Source organism: Actinomadura atramentaria DSM 43919 (genome assembly GCF_000381885.1).
Taxonomy (GTDB): Bacteria; Actinomycetota; Actinomycetes; order Streptosporangiales; family Streptosporangiaceae; genus Spirillospora; species Spirillospora atramentaria.
On sequence record NZ_KB907209.1, the window covers coordinates 698,583 to 721,255 of the forward strand.

Below are 22,673 nucleotides of genomic sequence, written 5' to 3' on the forward strand. Positions count from 1 at the left end.
TCAGAGATGCGCACTGAAGTGAAGAATCGCCTGGTCATGTCGCACGCCCTAGTGTCGGCACGTAAGGAGGTGGCCTCGCCAGACGTGTATGGCTGGGTGTGGATCACCCCGCTGAGCGACGGGACGTTCAAGGTCTCCACGGTAGAAGTTCCCAAACACCTTGTGGACGAAGACATCTGCTTCTTCGAGGACGACATCGTGCGAACCCACATCGGGACCGTCGCCGATATCTCTGAAGCCGAAGCCCTGGTGGTGGGGGTCGGCGTTGACCCGGAGGATCTGAATGTTCCATGGCACAATGACTTCCCATTGTGATGAGCTGGAAAGGCCCTGCGTAAAAAGCACAGTTCGGCCTGAGGAAACCTCGGTAAATAGCTGAACGCCCAGATCCCGGTCCTCGTTGGGGGCCGGGATTTCTCGTGGCGAGCGGTCACGCTGGGTGGTTGCTGGGACTCGCCGTTCGCCCGCGCATCTCGTCGCCGATCCGCTCTGGATGCCGCGAACGTGATCTACACCGACTCCGGGGCGTTGACGGGTCCGGAGGTGCGGATCGGTGACGGCCGCGACCACATCACGATCAACCTGCCGCTCGGTTCGAGTCAGGTGATCGACTTTCGCGATCGGCTCACCGTCGCGGTGACCGCTCTGTCCGGCGAGATCGCCGAGCACGGCACCGCTTACTCACCGCCGGACACCGGTCCGGCCCGATAACGACCCGTGGCAGGGGCGGTGGCTCATTCCGCCAAGAACAACTCCGCCGCCTCCTGCCCGGGCCAGTCCCAACACCCCTTCACTGAAAGAAGCTGAGACAGCCTCCGTGGTGACAGCACCACCCGTCCCCACACCCACGGCTGGACCATCCGGCCCCGACCTCCCCGTACCCTCCGATCCCGAGACCGGTGAGGTCGAAGCAAAAACCGTTCTCGCGACGATTGTAGGGAGTGGAGACAAGGATCTGGTCGAGATATCCGTCGACACAACGCCGAGGCCGCTGGTCTGGGCAGGTGGAGAAATGCGTGGACCACTGGCGGGAGCGAAGATCCGCGTCGGCGGGGACGAGGCCACAGGAATCGTGATCGCGACCGGGCGCCACCCGTTCTGGGTCGCCGGCGGCGTCAATTCCTGGATCAACGCCACGGATCTCCGGCCGGGGATGTGGCTTCGCACGAGCGCCGGGACCTACGTCCAGGTTACCGCGATCAGGCACTGGGCCGCCCACCGGCAACGCGTTTACAACCTGACCGTCGCCGACCTGCACACGTACTACGTGCAGGCGGGGGATGCGTCGATCCTCGTACACAACTCCTCCTGCCTCACGGCGGTCGGCGATAAATTTCCTAGATTGGCTCATGCGCTCGATGAACACGTCGGAATATCGGACGAAGAGGCAATTGTGCTCGCTATGAAAAAGTCGAGTGGCAAGAATAGCGTGTTCATTGATGAGCAGCTTGCGCAACAGGTGGCGGACTATGCGGTAGCCTTCAACCAGGCCCGCATCAGCAAGTGGCTGCGGGGATCGGACCAGCAGTTGACGTTCCCTGGGTACCACGTTCTATGCGGACGGATCCCGTGCCGCAGCGGGGAATGGGTACTTCATACAATTGACGCGAGCAAAGGGCCATCCCGGCGGATTTTATGTTTCAACCCTTTTCCTAAAGTAGTGAATGTGGATAGATTCACGAGTTTCGATTTTGGGTTGTCCTATCTTACTGAGTTGTTCCATCAGGACTGGGATCATGTAGGGGGAGTCGAAGAAGTCGTATACTCCTATCTCTCTACCGGGGAGGAGCCCGTCGCCGACAGGTCGTCGCAGAAAAATGCGGCCGCACTTGCTTGTGACGTCGCCGCATTGATTGATTCCAGCATGGAGGACGGCGAGATCGAGCTGCTTCTCTCGGCGTCGACCTCCTGGAATCACCGATTCCGCGGAGATGATGCGGGAAGGGTGCTCCTGCGTCGGATCGATGGAGCATGTCGGCGGTGGCGGGATGTATACGGGCATGTTCCCGTAGACTTCGACCCCGAGTGGTCTTCGCGCGTCGTGGTGGACGAGGTTTGTAATGTCATCAGGGGGACCCCTCTGCGGCTCCCCGGGCAAGTGCGAAGATACTTCGATTCCGATGTATCGAAGGTGCGTGACGTCCTGGATGCGTGCGCGAAGTCGGCCTCCGCCGACCTTGCTTTTCGGCTTCTTCTCAAGATGCACGTCGCCAACTCCGTGCCGGTGGATGGCTCCGCTTGGATCAAGTACGAAGAGGTCGCATCGCTGTTGGATTTCGGGGAGGAGTTGATGTCTTCGGTCGAGTATTTGGTTTCCTGACGCGGTGTGCGCTCGGCGTTGTCGGGGACCAGTCGCGCGGATCGCCCCTCTGACCACGCGCCGGTCTTGGTGATTCGGCCGTCCAAGTAGACGGAGCGGACGATGCCGAGGTCGCGCGCGATGACGCGCCGTGGCAGTGGGGGCCGCGCGGCTCGGTGGGTCGCGGTGACTGGGGCGTCAGCGTATTGCCGTGGACAGGTGCGGCCGACTTGCTGTCAGTTGCGCTTACGGCTGGTTCAGGTGACGTATAGGGCCGCGCCCAGGTTCCTGTCGGCGGCCGCCGTGTAGAAGGCGGCGAGTCGCTCGGTTTCGGCGGCGATGTGCTCCGGGGCCTCGGCGGGGTCCAGTGGGCCGCCTGCCGCTGCGAAGTGCTCGACGGCGGCGAAAAAGTGCGTCATTGAGAAGACCGGGCTGTCGAGACGGTTGACCGAAGACGAATCTCGGCGGAGCGCGGCGGCTTCCTCGTCCGTCACGGCCTGCAGCCAGTGCGCCATCGCCATGTTCCCGCCCCTCGTCCCCGGACCATTGCGCGGCCGACCCTAACCGGCGCCTCCGACAGTCGCGAAGGCGCGGACCGGGAACGCCGACGCCCTTTTGGTGACGTCCGAGTCATCGAGGGCGGCAGGCGCCCGGTCGAGGAAGGGGCGGCTCCCTCGTGTGGGGGAGTTGCGGACCCGGTCCTCCCCCGTGGTGTTGATGGCCGAAGATGGCTCGCGGTGGTGATCCGCCCGGCTGCCGGGATTCACGAAGATCGAGATCGCAACGAGGCAGGTCTCGAACTCCGGGAGAACCCATGATCAAGCAGAAGCGTGCGCTGCGCGGCGCACTGGCCCTGGCGGCGGCGTCCGGTGTCGCGGTGAGCGCGCTGACCGGTGCCGGTACAGCGTGGGCCGACCGTGCTGGAAACGACCGTGCCGACCAGGCGAGCCTCTCCCGGCTCCTGGACCGGCTGACCACCGTCGACGGCGGGCCCGGCGCGCTCCTCCACGTGCGGGACCGGCGCGGCGACACCGTGCTGACCAGCGGCGTCGCGGACGTGCAGAGCCAGGCGCCGATGCCCCGCGACAGCAGGTTCCGGATCGGCAGCATGACCAAGCCGTTCGTGGCCACCGTCGTGCTCCAGCTCGTGGGGGAGCACCGCGTCTCGCTCGACGCGCCGGTGGAACGCTACCTGCCCGGCGTCGTCCGCGGCGCGGGCAACGACGGGCGGAAGATCACCGTCCGCCAACTGCTGCAGCACACCAGCGGCGTACCCGACTACCTCGCGCACCTCGACCCGCGGGACATCCTCGCCGACCCGCTCGCCCACCACGACACCCGCGACCTGATGAACGTCGCGCTCGCCAACCAGCCGACGTTCGCGCCCGGCACCGGCTGGCAGTACTCCAACACCAACTACCTGCTCGCGGGAATGCTCATCGAGAACGTGACCGGCAGGACCTGGAACGACGAGGTCCGCAGACGGATCATCGTCCCGCTGGGCCTGCGCCACACCTCCGCGCCGGAGGACGAGACGGCGATCCCCGGACCGCACCCGCGCGGATACGTGCGGCCGGGCCAGGACGCGCCGCTGACGGACCTCACCGGCTTCAACCCCTCGGTCGCGGGCGCCGCCGGTGCGATGATCTCCAGCGGCGCCGACGTCGACCGGTTCCTGGGCGCGCTCGTCGACGGCCGGCTGCTGCGCCCGGCCCAGTTGCGGGAGATGATGCGCACCCGGCCCACCGGCGACTCCGGCGGACGGGCGTACGGCCTCGGGCTGGAGAGCAGGCCGCTGCCCTGCGGCGGCCTGTACTGGGGGCACGGCGGCGACATCTTCGGATACGAGACCGTGGGCGGCGCGACCGTCGGCGGCGGCCAGGCGACGGCCGTGGTGAACCTCGACCCGGGCGGCACGGACGCGCAGAGCGACGACATGAGGGCCGCCGTCGAGACGGCGCTCTGCGGGGGCCGGTCCACCGCCTCCCGGTAGCGCTCGCCCGGAACCGGGCCGGGACTTCCGTCAGTGGGCGGAGGGGAGCGTCATGACGAGCGTCGTGTGGCGTTTCAGCATGGCCGTTCCGCGGTCCGGACGGGCGGTGCCGTTCCGGTACGCCGTCAGCGTCGGCTCCGGCGCGGTCTCGTGCCACAGGTGGATCTGGTCGACGACGCGGTCGGTGAGATCGCCCGAATCGTGGCCGATCGCGCCCAGCTCGGCGCGGCCCGGGCTCGTCGGCCGCGCCGCCAGGTACGCCAGCGACGGGCCGTCCACCACCGCCGGGGCGAACGTCGGCAGCACCGGCGCGACCAGGCCGCCGTCCACCGCCCACGGCTGCGCGTGCAGCGCGCACGCGCCGGGCTCGGCCGCCGCCAGGCGCAGCGCCAGCGCCTGCACCGGCTCCCACGCCGTCGCGACGTGGACGCCCGACCACGTCTCCGCGCGCGGCCGGTCGAACACGCCCGCCAGGGCGTCCGCGCCGATCGCCTGGTCCTCGTCGCCGACGACGGTGACGCGCCCGCCGACCAGGCTCAGCGACCGCTCGCCGTCGCGCGCCCGCATCGGCAGGAAGCCGCACGGCAGCATCGACCGGGCCGTGAGCCGTCCGTCCCGGTGGTCGAACGCGACCGAGCGGGTCAGGCCGCGCCAGCGCAGCGGGACGACGATCCGGGCGTCCGGGGCGAGCTGCTCCCACCAGGCGGGCGGCAGGTCCCACGCGCCCGTCGTCACGATGATCCGGTCGTAGGGGGCGTTCGGGGCGTAGCCGTCCACGCCGTCGGCGGCCACGGCCGTCACCGGGAACGGCAGGCCCGCGAGGTTCGCCCGCGCGCGGTCGACCAGGTCGGGGGCGACGTCGAGCGTCGTCACCGCGCCCGCGTCGCCCGCCAGCTCCTTCAGCAGCGCGGCGTTGTAGCCGGTGCCCGTCCCGATCTCCAGGACGCGGTCGCCGGGCCGGACGTCGAGCTGCTCCAGCATCGTCGCGACCATCGTCGGCTGCGACGCGGAGCTGACCAGCGTCCCGTCCGCGTCGCGCTTGGTGGGGACGGCGCGGTCCGCGTACGCCTCGGCCGCGTCCGTCCCGTCGAGGAACCGGTGGCGGGGCACGCGGCGCAGCGCCTTCTCGACCGCGGCGGAGCGGACCACCCCCTCGTCGCGGAGGTAGTCCACCAGCCGGGTTCGCGCCCGCTCGGCGGCATCGTCGATGCTCATTGACCGCAGCCTAAACCGGCGATGTTCTCCTCTCCGCAACCGAAAGGTAGCGGAGCGCTATGGGTACCGTCTCAGCTCGGGTGCGCGACCGCTCCGAACATGCACTAGGCTTCTCAACGAGCACGGGGCTATGGCGCAGTTGGTAGCGCGCCTCCATGGCATGGAGGAGGTCTGGGGTTCGAATCCCCATAGCTCCACGGTCGCCGATGGGGCCGCCTCTCTTCGGAGAGGCGGCCCCATCGGCGTTTTCTACCAGCAGGGAAGGGTCTGCGGCTGCGGGTTCGCGGCCGTTCCCGGGGTGTTGAGGTAGTGGTCGGAGACCCATCCGCTGGGGTGGTTGCCGTACTGGTCGACGGGGCCTCGGGACAGGTCGACGGCGTAGTACCAGAGCGTGTTCCCATAAGGCGCGACCGCGCCGCCGTACGCGTAGCAGTTCAACGCGAGCCGGTCGCCGTTGTAGACGCCCCAGCCGGGAATGCGGCTGGTGTCGGACCAGTTCGGCGAATTGCGCCAGTAGACGCCGCCGTCCGCGTTGACGACCGTGAAGATCGGGGCGTACGCCGAAGCGGCCGGTGCGACGGCGACCGCGGCGGCCGACGCGGCGGTGGTCACGGCGACGACCGCGGCCGTCAGCTTCGCGCGGGTCCTGCCGATCAGTCGGGGCATGGATTCGTTTCCTTCCTGCACGGGTGAGTCCCTGGCGGCGACGGCGATGTGGGGCTGCGGCGGGAACGGTACGAGCAGGTTCGCCGCCCGTCTACCTGTCCACGAGACCCGAGGCGTTCTGCGCCAAGCGCGGCTGCAAGGCGCCGCAGTCGCTTTGGTCCAGGGTCACCTTGCAGCCGCAGAACACCAGCGGCTGCATCGCGGAGGTCTACGTTGCCGCCCGCGACCGCGGCGGGCTGGGCCTCGATTCCTGTCCTTGACCGCCGACACCCGGGCGTCCGCCACTTGCTCCATCCCCGGGGACGAAGCCGGGTTGGTTGGCTTATCAAACTTGGTGTTGCTAGGTTGGCGCGTCATGAGTTTGACAATCCAACCCTCAAGGGTGGGGAGTGTGTTCGGGGTCGTCGTCGCGGGGGTCGCGATGGCGAATCTGGACGCGTTCGTGGTCAACGTCGCGCTGCCGGAGATCGGGGAGCGGTTCGCCGGGGCGTCGTTGTCGACGCTGTCGTGGGTGCTCAACGCCTATGCGGTCGTGTTCGCCGCGTTGATGGTGCCCGCCGGGGGGTTCGCGGACCGGGTCGGGGCACGGCCGGCCTATCTGCTCGGGCTCGGGGTGTTCACCGGGGCCTCGGCGGCCTGTGCCGTCGCGCCGGGGGTCTGGTTCCTCGTGGGGGCGCGGGTCGTGCAGGCGGCGGGGGCGGCGGCGCTCGTGCCGTCGTCGCTCGGGCTGCTGCTGGCCGCCGCGCCGCCCGCGCGGCGGGTCGCGGCGGTGCGCGGGTGGACGGCCGTCGGCGGCGTCGCGGCGGCGCTCGGTCCCGTCGCGGGCGGGCTGCTGACCCAGCTCGACTGGCGCTGGGCGTTCCTGGCGAACGTGCCGATCGGGGCGGCGGCGCTCGCGGCGGGGGCGGCGGTGCTGCCGCGTCCGCCCGTGCGCCGGGACGGGCCGCGCCCGGACGCGCTCGGGGCCGCGCTGCTCACCGCCGGGATCGCCGCGCTCGCGCTCGGCATCGTCCAGGACGGCTGGGCGTCGGGCGGCGCGCTCGCCGCCGCCGCCGTGCTGCTCGCGCTGTGCGCCGTCCGGTCGGCGAGGCACCCGGCGCCGGTGATCCCGCGCGGGCTGCTCAGGCTGCCCGCGTTCGCCCCGGCGACCGTCGCGAGCCTGCTGTTCGCGGTGGCGTTCGCCGCGATGCTGCTGTCCGCCGTCCTGTGGTGCCGGGACGCGTGGCACTGGTCGGCGCTGCGCACGGGCCTCGCGGTCGCGCCCGGCCCGCTCATGGTCCCGGGCCTCGCGGTCGGCGCGGCGCCGCTGGCCCGCCGGTTCGGCGCGGGGCCGCTGGCCTTCGCCGGTTGCGCGGTGTTCGCGGGGGGCGTCCTGTGGTGGGCGTGGCGCGTCGAGGACGGGTACGCGGCGGGCCTGCTGCCGGGGATGCTGCTGACCGGCGTCGGCGTCGGCCTGGCGCTGCCCACGCTGATCGGCGCGGCCGTGTCGGCGGTCCCGCCGGAGCGGTTCTCGACGGGCTCGGCGGTGGTGACGATGGCCCGCCAGGTCGGGACGGTCCTGGGCGTGGCGCTGCTCGTCGCGGTGCTCGGCCGGGACCGCTTCGACGCCGGGTGGTACGTCACGGCGGCCGCCGCGGGCGCGGCCGCCGTCGCCTGCCTCGCGGTGCCGAGGCCGAGCCGGGACGTGTGAGCGCCCCCACGCGACCAGTGGGTTGTGAAATCCAACTTATGGGCGGACAGTCGGACCGAACGGGATTCGAGCAAAGGAGACGCAAGATGCGAGAAGCAGTCATCGTCGAGGCCGTGCGCACGCCGGTCGGCAAGGGCAAGCCCGGCGGCCTGCTCCACGCCGAGCACCCGGTGGACCTGCTCGCCCGGACGCTGAAGACGCTGGTCGAGCGCGCCGGGATCGACCCGGCCGAGATCGACGACGTGGTCGGCGGCATCGTCACCCAGGCCGGCGACCAGGCGCTCAACGCCACCCGCTCGGCCGTCCTCGCCGCCGGGTTCCCCGAGAGCGTCCCCGCGACGACCGTGGACCGGCAGTGCGGCTCGTCCCAGCAGGCCGCGCACTTCGTCGCGCAGGGCGTGATGAGCGGCGCGTACGAGATCGGGATCGCGTGCGGCGTCGAGTCGATGTCGCGGGTGCCGATGGGCGCGGCCGTGCTGCCGGGCAGCGACCCGTTCGGTCCCGCGCTGAACGGGCGCTACCCGGGCGGGCTCATCGGGCAGGGCATCGCGGCCGAGCGCATCGCCGCGAAGTGGCGGCTGGGCCGCGAGGAACTGGACGCCTTCGCGTACGAGTCCCACATGCGCGCGCACGCCGCGTGGGAGAACGGCGAGTTCGACCGCGAGGTCGCCTGGCCGGGGCGGCGGGACGAGACCGTCCGCCCCACGACCTCGGCGGCCGCGCTCGCCGGGCTCAAGCCCGCCTACTACGAGCCGTCCTACGAGGAGCGGTTCCCCGAGATCGACTGGCGGGTCACGGCGGGGAACGCGTCCCCGATCAACGACGGCGCGGCCGCGCTGCTCATCATGAGCCGGGCGGCCGCCGACCGGCTCGGGCTGCGGCCGCGCGCGCGTTTCCACGGTTTCGCGGTCGCGGGCGACGACCCGCTGATGATGCTGACGGCCGTCATCCCGGCGACGCGCAAGGTCCTCGCCCGGTCCGGCCTGACGCTGGACGACGTGGACCTGTTCGAGGTCAACGAGGCGTTCTCGTCCGTCGTCCTGGCCTGGCAGCGCGAACTCGGCGTGGACGCGGAGCGGCTGAACGTGCGCGGCGGGGCCATCGCGATCGGCCACCCGCTCGGCGCGAGCGGCGCGCGGATCATGACGACGCTGCTGCACGCCCTGGAGGACCGCGGCGGCCGGTTCGGCCTCCAGACGATGTGCGAGGCGGGCGGCCTGGCCAACGCGACGGTCCTCGAACGGCTCTGACGGACGGGCGCGGCGCGCGTCAGACCCGCGCGCCGCGCCCGGTCGGCGTCCCGCCCTCCCGCGCGGGCCGTCCGCAACACGCGCACACGACCTCGGGCTCCAGCACCTCGCCGCAGGTGTGGATCCACCGGACGGGCGGGTCCTCGGGGTTCAGGTGCCGGTCGCCCCACCGCATCAGCACCGCGAGGACGTCGCTCAGCTCCCGTCCGGCGTCGGTGAGGTGGTACTCGTAGCGCGCCGGGCGCTCGTTGTAGAGCTCGCGGCGGACGATCCCGGCGGTCTCCAGCTTGCGCAGCCGCGCGGTGAGGATGTCGCGCGGGCCACCGGTGTTGCGCGCGATTCCGTCGAACCGGCGGACGCCGTAGACCAGCTCCCGGATGATCAGCAGGCTCCAGCGTTCGCCGATGATCTGCAGGGCGTCGGCGATGGAGCACTCGCGGGGGTCGCTGTCCTTGGCCATGCCGCCAGCGTAAACGGCCCTCCCCGCCGCCGGGGAGGGCCGTCCGCGCGTCAGGTGACGGGGTTGTCCACCAGGTAGACGCTCGGCGCGGGCTTCCCGCAGGCGGCCTGCGTCGCCGCGCCGCCGTCGAAGGACAGGGTGGCGCTCGCGTCGCCGAGCGAGACCTGCACGCTGGACGCCCCGGCGGCCGGGGTGAACGGCCCGGCGGTGAGCGTGCCGTCCTGCGGCAGCGGGACGACGAGTTCCCGGTCGCGCGTCAGGGCCGTCTTCGGGATCGCGACGCCGCTGCTCGGGATGACGTTGAGCTTCTGCGGCGTGCCGCCCTCGACGTCGAGGTTCAGGGCGGTCACGGTGCCGGAGACGGTCTTGACGCCCTGGTCGAGCAGCTTGTTCACCGTCGCCTTCGGCACCGTCAGCGCGCCGGACGCGTTCGTGAACGAGAACGACCCGGACTTGCTGACGGTCAGCGGAATCCCGTCCGCCCCGACCGCGATGCCCGCGTCATAGGTCTGCCCGTTCCAGACGCACTTGTAGGGCGCGTTGATGATCCCGGCCAGCTCGCCGGACTTCGGCTCGGCGAAGTTGAGCGGCGCGCCCTGGATCTTGGCGGGCGGCTGCCCGGCCGCGCCGCCGACCGCGATCGTCAGCAGCGCGTTGCCGCCGCGCGGCTTGCAGTCGGCCGTGATGGGCAGCGAGAAGCCCCAGCTCGACTTCAGGTCCACCTTGGCGAACGCGCTGTTGAAGCCGAGCGTCACCTTGCCGCTCTGCGGCGCGGTGTACGGGCCGACGTCGAACGGCTGCTGGCCGGCGGCGGGGAGCCCGACCTTGAGCGGCTTGCCCGCGACGATCGGGATGTCCTTGATCGAGATGGGGTCCTTGGCGATGTTGACGGCGTTCGGCGTGGAGTTGGTCGCGCCGATCGACATGTCGCTGATCGTCGCGTCCGCCTTGTCGATGCCGAGGATCGGGGCCAGGGACGTCAGCCAGTCGGGGAAGGTGATGCTGCCCGCGCCCTGCGTCAGCCAGAACTCCTGGCCGGGGCCGAGCTGCACCGGTGCGACGCCCTGGATGTCCACGTCCAGGGGGAGCCACAGGACGGGCAGCGCGCCCGCGAAGTTGATCGTGCAGGCGATCGGGAGCTTGAACCGCCCGGTGTCGACGCCGACCGGGGGCAGGTCGTCCGGGGGGATCGCGTTCGCGGACGGCAGGGCGGTGACCGCCGGGGTCAGCAGGGCGGCGGCGGTCGCCAGGGCGAGCGCGGCGCGCCGGAGGGTCCGCGGTGTCTTCGGCCGCATGGTTCCTCATCCTTCGCTGGGGGGATCGTGTGCCGCAGTCTGTGTCACACAGTCGGCCGCGCCTAGCGAGACGGGTGAGTGTTCTCCAAAGAAATACGCGCGTACTTTTGCGTAAAACGTCGGCCGTCAGCCGTTGACCTGGGACTCCAGCGCGCGCCTGAGCCGCTCGGTCACCTCGTCGTGCCAGGCGTCCAGCAGCCCGACCGCCGCGCGGGCCCCGGCCACGTCGCCGGTCTCCCAGGCCGCGACGACCTGCTCCCACCACCACACGTGGACGCCCTGGTCGTGGTAGACGGCGTCCAGCACCTCCGGCACGTCCCCGAGCATCGGCCCGAGCGAGTTCAGCACCCCGAGCAGGATGCCGCCGCCGAGCGCCGACGCCCCGGCGCGCAGCACCGCCAGGACGCCCTGGTGGACCTCCGCCGCCGACGCGCTCCCGCTCGCGACGAGCCGGTCCAGCCGGTTCAGCGCGTTCCGCGCCGGGCGCGGGTCGTAGGCCCCCGGGTCCTTCTCGATCCGCGCGATCGTGGACTCGTAGAAGATCGCCAGCGTCTCCAGCAGGTCCCGCAGGATGCGCGCGGCCGTCCCGGGCAGGCGGCGGGAGAAGCGCAGCAGGTACCGCCACGTCTCGATCCCGCCCTGCGACTCGATGTCGCACACGACGACGCCGAGGCCGTGGTGGGCCTCCACGAAGCCGATCGCGCGCAGCCGGGCCAGCACCATCTGGACCGTCGTCGGGTTGATCTCGTGCTCCTCGGCGAGCCGCCGGATCGACGGGAGCCGGTCGCCCGCGCGCAGATGGCCCGCGGCGATCTGGAACGCGATGCGCTCGGTGATCTCGTCCACGAGCGTGCTGCGCGTCATGGCGGTCCGCCGCCTCCTTCGGGGAGCCGCGCCAGAACGACGACCGCTGGCGCGGGATGTCCCGCAAGTTTAGGGCCGGGGGGAGGCCCGCCGGTCAGCGCAGCGACCGCATCAGCATCGGCCACGCGCGGTGCAGTTCGCGTTCCCAGTAGGGCCAGCTGTGGGTGCCGTCCCGGTAGAGGTGCGCGGTGTACGGGATGCCGTGGGCGCGGAGGCGGCGCAGGAACGGCCGGACGGTGGAGCGGACGATCGGCTCGGCGACGTTCGCCGGGCTCCACGGCTCGTCCGGCGGGTCGAGCGGCCCGCGGCGGCCGGTCAGCCCGGCGGACAGGTGCAGCCGCGTCCCGCGCAGGCGCGGCGCGAGGTGCAGCGGGTCGCTGGCGCGCCAGTGCCGGTCCTGGACGACCGGTACGCCCCACATGTTCAGCGGGTTGACGCGTCCGGCGATCCCGGTGGCGGCGAGCAGGCCGACCGCCGTGACGGGCGTGCGGATCGAGCACGGCGCGCTCAGCGCCGCGACCGCGCGGAACTCGCCGGGCGCGAGCGCGGCGCTGAGCAGCGCGCCGTATCCGCCGCCCGATACCCCGGCGACCGCGCGCACCGGTGCCGCGTGGTACCAGTCGCGCATCAGCGCGAAAACCTCGCGGATGTGGAAACGCTGCCACTGCGGGCCGCGCCGCCAGTCGGTGTAGCCGCCCGCGCGGCCGCCGTCGGGCATGACGACGAGCACGTCCTCGTCCCGGCTGAGCCGGGCGACGTCGGTGCGGCGCGTCCAGGACGTGCAGTCGTCCAGGCCGCCGTGGTGCAGCGTGAGCAGCGGCCAGGTCCGGGCGGCGCGCGGCGACCAGCCGCGCGGAAGCAGGACCTGGACGCGCAGTTCCTCGCCGGGGACGGCCGAGGTCCGCACGGTCATCAGCCGCAGCCGGTCGTCCGGCCGTTCCACGTCGAGGACCCGGAGCGCCACCGGGGTCAGCCGAGCCGGCCGGCGCGGTGGGCGCCGCCGGGGTCGGTCGCGTAGTCCACGAACGTGTACGCGGTCTCGTCGGGGAGTTCGCGGGCCCAGCGGGCGAGCCGGGCGATCAGCGGGGTCATCGGGCGGCTCCTCGGGCGTCGAGGCCGCGCATGATCAGCGGCCAGGCGGTGTGCAGCTCGTGCTTCCACTCGGGCCAGGCGTGCCATCCGTCGCCGTAGATGTGGCTGGTGACGGGGATTTTCAGCGTGTGCAACCGGTCGACGAACGAACGGTTCATCCGGCCGATGAGGATTTCGCTGAGCTGCGTCAGCCGCCACTGCGCGCCCGGCGGGGTGTAGGGGCCGTTGAACCCGGTGGTTCCGCTGGAGATGTAGAGGCCCGTCCCGCGCAGTTTCGCCGCCTGGACGTACGGGTCGTGGGCGCGCCAGTTCGCGTCGTCGCGGCCGGGGACGCCGAAGATGCGGAACGCGTCAAGACCCGAGCCGAGCAGGTTGACCGTGGTCAGGAACGCCTGCATCCCCTCCATCGTGAGATGCGTGGACCCGCTGAACGACGCCGCGTACCGGTACATGCCGGGGTGCCGCGCGGCGTACGCCACCGCGCCCTGGCCGCCGGACGAGACGCCGAGCGTCGCGCGCCGGTTCCCCGCGTGGTAGCGCCGCATCAGCTTGGGCAGCTCGTCGGTGTGGAAGGTCTCCCAGCGCGGCGTGCCGCCGTGGCCGTCGTTCCACCAGTCCACGTAGCTGCCGTTGTCGCCGCCGGACGGCATGACTACCATGACGTCGTAGCGGCGGGCGAGGGCCGCGATGTCGGTCTCGCGCGTCCAGGACGTGTAGTCGTCGCGGCCGCCCTGGAACGCGTACACGACCGGCCATGTCTTCTTCGTCCCGCGCGTCCATCCGGCGGGCAGGAGCAGCCGCGCGCTGACGTCCTCGCCGACGTCGGGGGAGTACCACGTCAGGTCGAGCGTCCGCGCGTCCAGCCAGTGCTCGGCGACGCCGGCCGCGCGCGCGGTGCCCGCCGACGCGAGGGTCGCCGCCAGGCACAGGACGGCCGCCAGCGTGCTCAGGAGCTTTCTCATCCCGCCTTCTTCCTCGCCAAGATCCGGTAGGCGTTGCTGTCGGTGCGTGCGAGCGGGAGCGTCAGGACGTCCGCGACGATCGCCGCGCCCATGAGCGGTCCGGCCAGCAGGAGGGTGCCGAGCACGCGCGCGTGCTCGCGGCGGCCCGGCGGACGCGGCCACCAGGGTCTGTCCACATCCAGGCCGAGCCGGTTGACGACGGCGGCGGCGGACGCGACGAAGTCCGGCCCCTGGTCGGCCTCGCGCCGCTCGACCGCGAGGATCTCCATGCCGCGCAGCTCCAGCGCGCGCCGCAGGTTGCCGAACGGGACCATGTTGAGGTGCTGCGGCGCGAGCCACGGCACCCAGTAGCCGCGCAGGACGCGGCCGAACCGCGACTCGGGGTCGGGCATCTCGACGAGCAGGTGCCCGCCGGGCGGCAGCACCTTCACCGCCGTGTCCAGCTCGGTCTGCGGGTCGGTGGTGTGCTCCAGGTAGTGGTGCATGCTGATCACGTCGTAGCGGCCGGTCAGGCGGTCGGCGGCGGTCGGGAACTCGCACCGGTAGCCGTTGTCGATCCAGCCGCGCGCGACGGCCTCGTCCACGCCCGCGCTCATGTCGAGGCCGTCGAACCGCGCGCCGGGCAGGACGGTCCGCGCGGCGCGGCAGAAGTGCGCCTTGCCGGTGCCGACGTCCAGCCACGCCGCCGGGTCGGTGAAGCGCCGCACCATCGCGACGCGCGCCAGGTACCAGGCGGTGTTCGCGCTGAAGATCCGCTCGGCGAGGACGTCGCCGAGGCCGTCGTAGACGTCCTTGTAGTAGAAGTCCAGGCCCTCGCGCGTGAGCTGCGGGTTCTGGAAGACGTGGCCGCACGCCCGGCAGCGGTCGAGCGCGAACCGGCCGGGCTTGCCCTGGAGGACGTCGCGGACCCTGACGAGCCGCGCGACGCGTTCCGAGCCGCACCACGGGCAGTCGGCGCGGCGCGGGCCGACGAACCGCTCGACGCCCTGGTCGATCTGCTCCCGGTACCAGCCGCGCGCGGCCTCGCGGCGGGCGATGAGGCGCTGCTCCCAGGGCGTTCGGGGCGCGCGGAGCGTTTGCAAGCTGGACCACGGGGTGTGGACGACCCGGGTCGCGCAGACGCGGAGCAGGTCGCGCGGGACGACGGCGGTGCGCGTGAAGACGACGGCGGGCAGCGCGCAGTACAGAGCAGCCAGCGCCAGCCCGTACGGCCAGGCCAGCGCGACGCCCGCGAGCATCAGCAGGTAGCCCGCCGTTGAGGCGAGCAACGTCTGCGGGAGCGCCAGCGTCTGCGGGATGACCAGCGCGAGCGAGCGCAGCCGCGACCGGCGGAACTCGGGGCGGCCCGGCGCCTCGATGTCCGCGACGACCAGGTCGGCGGCGCCCGTGTAGAGGCGCAGCCGGGCGGTGGCCTCGCCCAGTTCGTCCGGGTCGAGTTCGGCGGCGTCGACGCCCGCGCGCGCCAGGGCCTCGCGCTCGACCAGCAGGGCGTGGCACGCGCCGCGCCCCATGCCGAGCGTGTCGGCGCGGTACCGGCGGACGTCCAGGTGGCGGAGCAGGTCCAGCGCCTCGTCCACCGGGAGGTTCGCGGGGACGAGGTCCAGCATCCCCAGGCCGTGGTCGCGGGCGTACGCCTCGGCCGCGCGGCGCACGGCCGGGGGCACGGTCACGCCGCGCGCGGCGAGCAGCGCGTAGCCGGGCGCGCCGGGGCCGTCCGCGGGCAGCCGGTCGAGCGCGGTGAGCCGCCGCCGCAGCCGGACGGCGTTCGCGGCCATGCAGGCGGCGACCAGGCACAGAAACGCCAGGACCATGCCGTGCGCCTTTCGTCCGGACCGGCCGCGCCGGTGGCGGGAGGAAACTGCGCCACAGTGTGTGCCACACAGTGTGCCGTTGTTATGGCTCCGACTGCGCAATCCAGGACCGCTCTTCCGCCGCGCGCTGAGCAACCCGTTAGATGGACGCGCCAGGACCCGCCGAGCGAGGGGGACGGAAGATGAGGTTCGTGCGCTACGCCGACGGCGCGTCGGCGCAGGTCGCGGTCGTCGACGGCGACGCCGTCCGCGACATCGCCGGGGCCGCCGACCTGCTGCCGCTGGTCCAGGCGGGCCCCGACGCCCTGCGCGAGGCGGGCGAGACCGCGCTGCGCGGCGGCCCCGCCCGCGCCCTCGCCGAAATCACGCCGCTGTCGCCGCTGGCCGCGCCGCCGACCGTCCGCGACTTCTACGCGTTCGAGCAGCACGTCCGCGCCGGGCGCGCCTCGCGCGGCGGGAAGATCGACGCCGACTGGTACGAGCTGCCGGTCTTCTACTTCTCCAACCCGTACGCGGTCACCGGCTGCGGGGACGTCCGCATGACGCCCGGCACCGAGCGGTTCGACTTCGAGCTGGAGGTCGCCGCCGTCGTCGGTCGCGGCGGCGGCGACCTGACGCCGCGCGACGCCGAGGATCTGATCATCGGCTACTGCGTCCTCAACGACTGGAGCGGCCGCGACGTCCAGCGGCGCGAGATGCGGCAGGCGATGGGCCCGGTCAAGGGCAAGGACACCGCGACCGGCCTCGGCCCCTACCTCGTCACGCCCGACGAGATCGCGGACTTCCGCGAGGGGAGCGGGCACCGGCTGGCGATGACGTGCTCGGTGAACGGCCGCCCGTACTCGCGGGCGCTCTGGTCGGACGTGTACTGGTCGTTCGGCGAGATGATCGCCTACGCGTCGCGCGGCACGGAGGTCCGGCCCGGCGACGTCATCGGCTCGGGCACCTGCGGGACGGGCTGCATCCTGGAGCTGTCCCAGACGCACGGCTCGGACGCCTACCCCTGGCTCAGGCCGGGCGACGAGGTGGTCGCCGCCGTCGAGGGACTGGGCGAACTGCGCAACACGGTCGTCCCGGCCGTCCCGGTGGTGCCGCTGCGCTGATGGCCGATCGTGGCCGGACAGCGCCCGAAACCCCCGGTTGATGCGGTTTTCCCCGTTACGCTGCCGCGCAGCGCGAGGCCGCAGGGGCTTGTAAGGGGGACGCCGTGCTCGACCCGTGGAACCACCAGGGGAAGTTCGCCGAGGACTACGTCCGCGTCCTCGCGTCCGCCGCCGGGCTCCTGATCTACAAGGACGACCTCGACTACGACGGCATCGACCTCGGGTTCCGCTACCCGGGCCGCAGCGGACTCGCCGCGTCGCCCGCCGTCGAGGCGCAGATCAAGTCGTGCTCGAACCCGCAGTACGCGGGCGGGGAACTGCTGTACGACGGGCTCACCGAGGTGCAGTACAACAAGCTCGCGGACGGGCCGTTCACCGTGCCGCGCTACCTGTTCGTCATCGTCGTCCCGCAGGACAACGACGCGTACGCCAGCTTCGAGACGCGCGGGATGCTGCTGGGCCAGCTCGGGTTCTTCCACGGCTTCGACGGCGAGAAGCCCGTCGCCCGGCCCGACGCCCGGCGCCGGCACCGGGTGGGCGTGCCGCTGGCGAACGTCCTGACGACGCGGTCCCTGCTCGACCTGGTGCGCGCGCCCGAGCGCTCCGATCCGGCGGCATGACCGGCGTCCTGTCGGTCGCCGACATCAGCGGCTACCTCGCCGCGTCCGGGTGGGTCCGCCGGCCCGGGACGTGGCGGGGCGCGTCGGTGTGGGTCCACGGCGACGAGCACGAGATCCTCGTGCCCGCGCGCGACGGGATGGGCGACGGCCCGCGCCGCGTCCGCGAGATCGTCGCCGCGCTCGCCGCCGTCGAGGGCCGGTCGCGCGCGGCCGTCGCCGCCGACGTCGCCGCGCCCGCCGACGACGTCCAGTGGTACCGGGCGGCGGGCGGCACCGGCGGCCTCACCGCCGCGCTCACCGCGCTGGAGAGTGCGAAGGACGTCCTCGGCGCGGCGGCCCGCGCCGTCGTCACCGGGCCGCGCGCCGTGTTCGAGGGGCCGCCGCCCCGGCCCGTCCGCGACCTGCTCGACACCGTCGGCGTCGCCCCGTTCGAGCCCGGCGGCGACCGCGTCGCCCTGCGGCTGCCGCTCGGCGACGGCCCGGACCCGCTCGGCCGCCGCGCGCTCGTCCTGCTGCGCGGCGCGGCGCTGCGGCTCAGCGCCGCCGCCGACGCGGGCGACCTCGCGGGCTTCGACGCGAGCGTCGGGTCCGGCGCGTCCGCCAACCTGTGCCGCGCGCTCGCGCGGTTCGCCGGGCCGGACGGGACCGGCCCGTTCGAGGTCGGCTTCCGCTGGGCGCGGGCGCTCCCGCGCGACACGCCGCAGGAGTCCGTCGCGTTCGGGCCCGGCGCGGGGCGGCTCCTCGGCCGGGCCGGGTTCCGGCTGCGCAGGCTCCGGTTCGCGGGCGAGGCGAGCGTCACCGGCCTGGTCGACGCGCTCCGCGACGACGGCGGCGGCCGGTTCCGCGTCCACGTGCGCGGCACCGTGACGCCCGACGTCGCGCGCGCCCTGTGGGTCCGGCTCCCCGACGCCGCGACCTACGACCGGGCCATCGCCGCGCACCGCGAGCAGCGCGCCGTCACCGCGTCCGGCGGGCTGACCGTCGAGCACGGCCACACCGAACTGGTCACCGGGCCGGGCGAATTCCGCGTCCGGGCCGACCCCTAGGAGGACTCCGCATGGCACACACCGAGTTCGGGACGCCGGAGCGCGCGCTGCTCGTCGCGCTCATGGCGCTGGGCGGGTCGGCGTCGAACCCGGAGCTGCGGGACGCGTTCGGCGCGGCGCTGGACGGCGCGGCCCGCCGCCGGATGAACGGCCTCGGGCTGGTCGCGAGCGAGAAGCGCGGCCGCGCGTACCACCACGAACTCACCGAGGACGGCTGGGCGTGGTGCGTCGCCGAGCTGTCGGCCGCCGCGCCGCCGCGCGCGGGATCGCTCGGCCGCGCGCTGTACCTGCTGCTGCCCGCGCTGCGCGACGCGCTGCGGCGGTCCGGGACGAGCCTGGGCGAGTTCCTGGTGCGCGCCGAGCCGGAGCCCGTCGACCTGGAGGCGGGCATCCGCGACGCCTACCGGCGGCTCGCGCGCCGCCCGCAGGACTGGGTGCTGCTCACGGCCGTCCGCCCGCTGCTCGGCGACGCGCCCCGCGCCGAGGTGGACGACGTCCTGCGCCGGATGGAGCGGCTCCCCGACGTCAACCTCGCGCCCGAGGCCAACCAGCGGACGCTCACCGCCGCCGACCGGGCCGCGGCCGTCCGCGTCGGCGGGACCGACAAGCACCTGCTGTCGATCGAGGCGCGGTGAACGACGCCGAGCGGCGGGCGCTGCGCGCCATCGCGGCCGGACTGGACTGGGCGGCGACCGCCGAGCACGCGTGGGCGACGCCCGCCTTCCACGTGGACGGGCTCCACCGCCGGGCCGAACTGCTCATCACGGACGGGATCGAGGACGCCGCCGCGTCCCACGCCGCCAGCCCGCTCGGCGTCGTGCTCGAAGGCGAGGGCGGCGCGGGCAAGACGCACCTGCTCGGCTGGGTCCGCCGCCGCGTCGGGGCGGCGGGCGGCTACTTCTTCCTGGTGGACTTCAGCGTCGGCGGGGAGTTCTGGGAGCTGACGGCGCGCGCGATGGTCGAGGACCTGGGGCGGCCCGACCCGGGGTCGGGCGGGGACGCGCCGGACCAGGTCGTCGTCCTGCTGCGCCGCCTCGCCTCGCTCGCGGGCGTCACCGAGGCGACCGCCGCCGCGCTCACCGGCGCGGCCCCCTGCACGCGCGCGGACCTGGACGCGCTCGTCCACGGCCTGCTCGCCCGCGACCGGCGGCTGATCATCCGGTGCGCGGACACGCTGCGCGCGCTCGCGCTCTTCGCCGCCCCGGATCTGGCCGCCGCGGACGTCGGATACGCGCACCTGACCTCGACGGACGAGGCGCAGCCCGGCGAGCGGCAGGCGTGGGGGATGAGCCGCCGCGTGCGCAGCCCGCAGGAGGTCGTGGTCGAGCTGTCGTCGATCCTCGCGCTGACCGGGCCGAGCGTGATCGCCGTCGACCAGATCGACGCGCTGCTGGAGCACACCGCGAAGTCGGCGGGCGCGGTCGGCGACGACGACGCGCCCCGCGACGACACCACGCTGGAGAAGATCGCCGGGGGGCTGATGGCGCTCCGGCAGACGACTCGGCGGACGCTGTGCGTCCTGGCGTGCCTGACGTCGTCGTGGACACACGTGCGCAACCAGGCCGTGGCCACGGCTTCGGACCGGTTCCGCTCGTCGCTCGTCCTGCAGATGGTCGGCGATCCGGAGACGGCGCGCGTGCTGATCGAGCGGCGGATCGCGGCCGCGCTCGCCGGGACGGGGTTCACGCCGCCCGATCCGGCCTGGCCCGTCGCGCCCGGCGCGTTCGAGACCGCGCCGGGGAGCACGCCGCGCGCGCTGCTGAAACGCCTCGCCGCGCATGTCGAGGCGTGCCGCCGCGAGGACGCCGTGCGGCTCCTGGAGAGCTTCACCGACGACCTGCCGCCCGTGCTCGCGCCCGCCGCGCCGTCTGCCGCCATGCCCGCCGCGCCGCCTGCTGTCACGCCCGCCGCGCCGCCTGATGCCGCGCCTGCCGCTGCACCGCCTGCTGTCGCGCCTGCCGCGCCGCCGGAGCTGGACGCGCTCGACGCGCGGTTCGCCGAGCTGCTCGCCGCCGCCGACCCGTCCGGCGCGCTCGACCCGGCCGCCGAGGACGCCGTCGTGCCCCGGCTGCTCGCCGCGGGCCTCACCGCGTGGAAGGCCGAGGCGGGCCCGGCGGGCCGCGCCTTCTCCGTCGACCCGCCGCCCGGCCACCGGCCCGCCCTGCACGCCCGGCTCCGGCAGGTCCTCGACGAGCGGACCGACGCGCAGCGGCACTGGGCGTTCCGCGCGATCGGCGCGCCGCACCACCGGGCGGTGCTCAAACGCCTGGACGACGCGTTCACCGCCGCGGGCATCGGCCCCGACGTCCCCGACCGCACGCTCGTCGTGCTCCGCAACGCCCGCTGGTCCGCGGGCGAGCGGACGCGCGACCGCACCGAGTTCCTGGCCGACAGCGGCGGCTGCGCGCTGCCGCTCACCGAAACCGACCTGCGCACCTTCGCCGCGCTCGCGACCCTGCTCGCCGAACGCGCCCCCGACCTGGACGACTGGCTCCGCGCCCGCCGCCCCGCGAGCCGCACCGGGCTGCTGGCGACCGTCCTCGCGGACGCCCTCCCCGCTACCGCGCCACCGCCGCCCCACACGATCCCGCCGCTCCTCACCTCACCGCCCCACCCCGCGACACGCCCCGCCGAATCGCCGCCCGCCCCACGACCGCCCGCCGAACCGACACCGCCGCCCGCCGCAGCGCCGGACGAGCCAACGCCGCCGCCCGCTGCCGCATCGCCGCCGCCCGCGCTACCGCCCAGCGCGGCAACCCCGCCCGCCGCGCCGCCACCCGCTGCGCCGCCGCCGGGCGAGACCGCGCCGTCGGCCGCGCCGCCGCTGGCCGCGCCGCCGCCCGCCGCGGCGCCGCCTGCTGCCGCACCGCCGTCGGCCATGCCGTCGCCCAATGCGGCCATCCCGCCCGCCGCGCCGCTGACCGCGCCGCCGCCCGTTGCGACGCCACGGCTCGGCGCAGCGCCTCTGCCGGACGCGGCGCCGACCGCTGGGACGTCGCCGCCCGCCACCGCGCCGCCCGCCGCGCAGACGCCTGCCGCAGCGCCGTCCGGCGCGGCGCCGAGGCTCGCGCTGGAGAACCCGCCCGAGGCCGCGCGGGTGCGGGTCGGGGAGCGGGCGCGCGGGGACGGGGACGTCGAGCTCGACCTGGCCGTCCTGACCCGACACACGGCGATCTTCGCCGGGTCCGGCTCGGGCAAGACCGTCCTGCTGCGCCGCCTGGTGGAGGAGTGCGCGCTGCGGGGCGTGTCCGCGATCGTGCTGGACCCCAACAACGACCTCGCCCGCCTCGGCGACCCGTGGCCGGAGCCGCCGCCGGGCTGGCTGCCCGGCGACGCCGACCGCGCCCGCGCCTACCTGGACGGGACCGACGTCGTCGTGTGGACGCCGGGCCGCGCGTCGGGCCGTCCGCTGAGCTTCCAGCCGCTGCCCGACCTCGCGGCCGTCCGCGACGACCCCGACGAGCTGCGCTCCGGGATCGACGTCGCCGTCGAGGCCCTGGCCCCGCACGCCGCCCTCACCGGACGCAAGGCGCAACTCGGCCACGCCGTCCTCCGCGAGGCCCTGCAGTACTTCGCGCGCCGCGGCGGCGGCGACCTCACCGCGTTCCTCGGCCTGCTCGCGGAGTTCCCGTTCGAGGCGAGCCGGATCGCCAGGGCCGTCCCGCTCGCGGCGGAGATGGCCGAGGCGCTGACGGCGGCGACCGTCAACGACCCGCTGTTCGCGGGCGGCGGCGAACCGGTCGACCCGGGGACGCTGCTGACCCCGCCGCCGGGCAAGCGCGCCCGCGTCTCGGTGATCAGCCTCGTCGGCCTCGGCGACGAGCGCCGGGAGGGCTTCGCCGGCCGCCTCCAGATGGCCCTGTTCTCCTGGGTGAAGCGCAACCCGGCCCGCGACCGCCCGCTCGGCGGCCTGTACGTGATGGACGAGGCCCACACGCTCGTCGGCCAGCGCTCCACGGCGCTGGACAGCGCGCTGGTCCTGTCCTCGCAGGCCCGCAAGTACGGCCTCGGCCTGGTCTTCGCGACGCAGGCGCCCAAAGGCCTGCACAACAAGATCTCCGGCAGCGCGACGACGCAGTTCTTCGGCCAGCTCAACAGCCCCGCCCAGCAGGCGGCGGCCCGCGAGCTGGCCCGCGCCAAGGGCGGGAACGCCGAGAACATCGGCGGTCTCGGCCGCGGCCGGTTCTACGTCGCCAGCGAGGGCCTGCCGTTCGTCCTGACGAAGACCCCGCTGTGCCTCACCCACCACCCGTCCGGCCCGCTGACCGAGGACGAGATCCTGGACCGCGCCCGCCGGACCTGACCGG

The 22,673-nt window shown here is 73.5% G+C and carries 21 protein-coding genes and 1 tRNA gene; 12 read left to right on the forward strand and 10 right to left on the reverse strand.

The features are described 5' to 3' along the window. The first annotated feature begins 6 nt into the window (after window positions 1-6). From G339_RS0107200 to G339_RS0107210, 3 genes are all read left to right on the forward strand, one after another. A complete protein-coding gene (locus G339_RS0107200; protein ID WP_157407383.1) occupies window positions 7-315 on the forward strand; it encodes a hypothetical protein in 309 nt (102 codons plus the stop codon). Between the two features lie 189 nt (window positions 316-504). Beyond that, entirely contained in the window at window positions 505-711 is a 207-nt protein-coding gene (locus tag G339_RS0107205) for a hypothetical protein (RefSeq protein ID WP_019630401.1), read from the forward strand. Window positions 712-820: 109 nt separating this feature from the next. Next, complete coding sequence (locus tag G339_RS0107210; RefSeq protein WP_169514715.1) at window positions 821-2,320, forward strand: polymorphic toxin-type HINT domain-containing protein; 1,500 nt, start codon at window positions 821-823, stop codon at window positions 2,318-2,320. Between the two features lie 236 nt (window positions 2,321-2,556). Here G339_RS0107210 and G339_RS0107215 read toward each other — a convergent pair whose 3' ends face one another. Beyond that, window positions 2,557-2,820 carry a hypothetical protein gene (locus G339_RS0107215; RefSeq protein WP_019630403.1) on the reverse strand — a complete coding sequence of 88 codons (264 nt, stop codon included), beginning with the start codon at window positions 2,818-2,820 and terminating at the stop codon, window positions 2,557-2,559. Window positions 2,821-3,113: 293 nt separating this feature from the next. On the opposite strand from G339_RS0107215, the gene G339_RS0107220 reads away from it, so the two are divergent. After that, window positions 3,114-4,292, forward strand: a complete 1,179-nt coding sequence (locus tag G339_RS0107220) for a serine hydrolase domain-containing protein (RefSeq protein WP_019630404.1) — start codon at window positions 3,114-3,116, stop codon at window positions 4,290-4,292. 30 nt (window positions 4,293-4,322) lie between these two features. Here the strand turns inward: G339_RS0107220 and fxlM are convergent, their stop codons facing one another. Next, window positions 4,323-5,507, reverse strand: coding sequence for a methyltransferase, FxLD system (gene fxlM, locus G339_RS0107225; protein WP_019630405.1), 1,185 nt, complete (start codon window positions 5,505-5,507; stop codon window positions 4,323-4,325). A gap of 124 nt (window positions 5,508-5,631) precedes the next feature. Between fxlM and G339_RS0107230 the strand changes: the two genes are divergently transcribed. Continuing rightward, window positions 5,632-5,704 (forward strand) — tRNA-Ala (locus tag G339_RS0107230). Between the two features lie 52 nt (window positions 5,705-5,756). On the opposite strand, the gene G339_RS0107235 is transcribed toward G339_RS0107230, so the two are convergent. Then, window positions 5,757-6,173, reverse strand: a complete 417-nt coding sequence (locus G339_RS0107235; protein WP_019630406.1) for a hypothetical protein — start codon at window positions 6,171-6,173, stop codon at window positions 5,757-5,759. Window positions 6,174-6,564: 391 nt separating this feature from the next. Here G339_RS0107235 and G339_RS0107245 point away from each other — a divergent pair, with 391 nt between their 5' ends. Together G339_RS0107245 and G339_RS0107250 are read left to right on the forward strand one after the other, a co-directional pair. Then, complete coding sequence (locus tag G339_RS0107245; RefSeq protein ID WP_019630408.1) at window positions 6,565-7,863, forward strand: MFS transporter; 1,299 nt, start codon at window positions 6,565-6,567, stop codon at window positions 7,861-7,863. Between the two features lie 86 nt (window positions 7,864-7,949). Then, window positions 7,950-9,113: a thiolase family protein gene (locus G339_RS0107250; RefSeq protein ID WP_026341236.1), complete on the forward strand. Its 1,164-nt coding sequence runs from the start codon at window positions 7,950-7,952 to the stop codon at window positions 9,111-9,113. 19 nt (window positions 9,114-9,132) lie between these two features. On the opposite strand, the gene G339_RS0107255 is transcribed toward G339_RS0107250, so the two are convergent. From G339_RS0107255 to G339_RS0107285, 7 genes are all read right to left on the reverse strand, one after another. Continuing rightward, window positions 9,133-9,573, reverse strand: coding sequence for a winged helix-turn-helix transcriptional regulator (locus tag G339_RS0107255; RefSeq protein ID WP_019630410.1), 441 nt, complete (start codon window positions 9,571-9,573; stop codon window positions 9,133-9,135). 50 nt (window positions 9,574-9,623) lie between these two features. Beyond that, entirely contained in the window at window positions 9,624-10,868 is a 1,245-nt protein-coding gene (locus G339_RS0107260) for a hypothetical protein (RefSeq protein WP_019630411.1), read from the reverse strand. Between the two features lie 126 nt (window positions 10,869-10,994). Continuing rightward, on the reverse strand, window positions 10,995-11,732 hold the full coding sequence (locus G339_RS0107265) for a GntR family transcriptional regulator (protein ID WP_019630412.1): 738 nt from the start codon (window positions 11,730-11,732) through the stop codon (window positions 10,995-10,997). Between the two features lie 94 nt (window positions 11,733-11,826). Beyond that, window positions 11,827-12,696, reverse strand: a complete 870-nt coding sequence (locus G339_RS0107270) for an alpha/beta hydrolase (protein ID WP_019630413.1) — start codon at window positions 12,694-12,696, stop codon at window positions 11,827-11,829. Between the two features lie 5 nt (window positions 12,697-12,701). Further along, on the reverse strand, window positions 12,702-12,824 hold the full coding sequence (locus G339_RS40825; RefSeq protein ID WP_019630414.1) for a hypothetical protein: 123 nt from the start codon (window positions 12,822-12,824) through the stop codon (window positions 12,702-12,704). Continuing rightward, a complete protein-coding gene (locus G339_RS0107280; protein ID WP_019630415.1) occupies window positions 12,821-13,786 on the reverse strand; it encodes an alpha/beta hydrolase in 966 nt (321 codons plus the stop codon). Before G339_RS0107280 ends, G339_RS40825 begins: the two co-directional genes overlap by 4 nt. After that, window positions 13,783-15,597 (reverse strand): class I SAM-dependent methyltransferase, encoded by a 1,815-nt coding sequence (locus G339_RS0107285; protein WP_019630416.1) that lies wholly within the window; start codon window positions 15,595-15,597, stop codon window positions 13,783-13,785. The genes G339_RS0107280 and G339_RS0107285 overlap by 4 nt, the downstream gene beginning before the upstream one ends. A 182-nt stretch (window positions 15,598-15,779) precedes the next feature. Here G339_RS0107285 and G339_RS0107290 point away from each other — a divergent pair, with 182 nt between their 5' ends. The 5 genes from G339_RS0107290 (at window position 15,780) to G339_RS0107310 (ending at window position 22,669) form a co-directional block, all read left to right on the forward strand. Beyond that, window positions 15,780-16,700 carry a fumarylacetoacetate hydrolase family protein gene (locus G339_RS0107290; protein ID WP_019630417.1) on the forward strand — a complete coding sequence of 307 codons (921 nt, stop codon included), beginning with the start codon at window positions 15,780-15,782 and terminating at the stop codon, window positions 16,698-16,700. A 104-nt stretch (window positions 16,701-16,804) separates the two neighbouring features. Further along, complete coding sequence (locus tag G339_RS0107295; RefSeq protein WP_019630418.1) at window positions 16,805-17,320, forward strand: DUF4365 domain-containing protein; 516 nt, start codon at window positions 16,805-16,807, stop codon at window positions 17,318-17,320. Beyond that, window positions 17,317-18,366 carry a hypothetical protein gene (locus tag G339_RS0107300; protein ID WP_019630419.1) on the forward strand — a complete coding sequence of 350 codons (1,050 nt, stop codon included), beginning with the start codon at window positions 17,317-17,319 and terminating at the stop codon, window positions 18,364-18,366. The genes G339_RS0107295 and G339_RS0107300 overlap by 4 nt, the downstream gene beginning before the upstream one ends. 11 nt (window positions 18,367-18,377) lie before the next feature. Next, window positions 18,378-19,001, forward strand: coding sequence for a hypothetical protein (locus G339_RS0107305; RefSeq protein WP_019630420.1), 624 nt, complete (start codon window positions 18,378-18,380; stop codon window positions 18,999-19,001). Beyond that, entirely contained in the window at window positions 18,998-22,669 is a 3,672-nt protein-coding gene (locus tag G339_RS0107310; RefSeq protein ID WP_019630421.1) for an ATP-binding protein, read from the forward strand. Before G339_RS0107305 ends, G339_RS0107310 begins: the two co-directional genes overlap by 4 nt. Window positions 22,670-22,673 lie beyond the last annotated feature (4 nt).

Bases quoted from the DNA above. Each gene is read 5' to 3' on its own strand.
- G339_RS0107200 (WP_157407383.1), top strand. From the start codon at position 7: ATGCGCACTGAAGTGAAGAATCGCCTGGTCATGTCGCACGCCCTAGTG.
- G339_RS0107215 (WP_019630403.1), bottom strand. From the start codon at position 2,820: ATGGCGATGGCGCACTGGCTGCAGGCCGTGACGGACGAGGAAGCCGCC.
- G339_RS0107220 (WP_019630404.1), top strand. From the start codon at position 3,114: ATGATCAAGCAGAAGCGTGCGCTGCGCGGCGCACTGGCCCTGGCGGCG.
- fxlM (WP_019630405.1), bottom strand. From the start codon at position 5,507: ATGAGCATCGACGATGCCGCCGAGCGGGCGCGAACCCGGCTGGTGGAC.
- G339_RS0107235 (WP_019630406.1), bottom strand. From the start codon at position 6,173: ATGCCCCGACTGATCGGCAGGACCCGCGCGAAGCTGACGGCCGCGGTC.
- G339_RS0107250 (WP_026341236.1), top strand. From the start codon at position 7,950: ATGCGAGAAGCAGTCATCGTCGAGGCCGTGCGCACGCCGGTCGGCAAG.
- G339_RS0107255 (WP_019630410.1), bottom strand. From the start codon at position 9,573: ATGGCCAAGGACAGCGACCCCCGCGAGTGCTCCATCGCCGACGCCCTG.
- G339_RS0107260 (WP_019630411.1), bottom strand. From the start codon at position 10,868: ATGCGGCCGAAGACACCGCGGACCCTCCGGCGCGCCGCGCTCGCCCTG.
- G339_RS0107265 (WP_019630412.1), bottom strand. From the start codon at position 11,732: ATGACGCGCAGCACGCTCGTGGACGAGATCACCGAGCGCATCGCGTTC.
- G339_RS40825 (WP_019630414.1), bottom strand. From the start codon at position 12,824: ATGACCCCGCTGATCGCCCGGCTCGCCCGCTGGGCCCGCGAACTCCCC.
- G339_RS0107280 (WP_019630415.1), bottom strand. From the start codon at position 13,786: ATGAGAAAGCTCCTGAGCACGCTGGCGGCCGTCCTGTGCCTGGCGGCG.
- G339_RS0107285 (WP_019630416.1), bottom strand. From the start codon at position 15,597: ATGGTCCTGGCGTTTCTGTGCCTGGTCGCCGCCTGCATGGCCGCGAAC.
- G339_RS0107290 (WP_019630417.1), top strand. From the start codon at position 15,780: ATGAGGTTCGTGCGCTACGCCGACGGCGCGTCGGCGCAGGTCGCGGTC.
- G339_RS0107300 (WP_019630419.1), top strand. From the start codon at position 17,317: ATGACCGGCGTCCTGTCGGTCGCCGACATCAGCGGCTACCTCGCCGCG.
- G339_RS0107305 (WP_019630420.1), top strand. From the start codon at position 18,378: ATGGCACACACCGAGTTCGGGACGCCGGAGCGCGCGCTGCTCGTCGCG.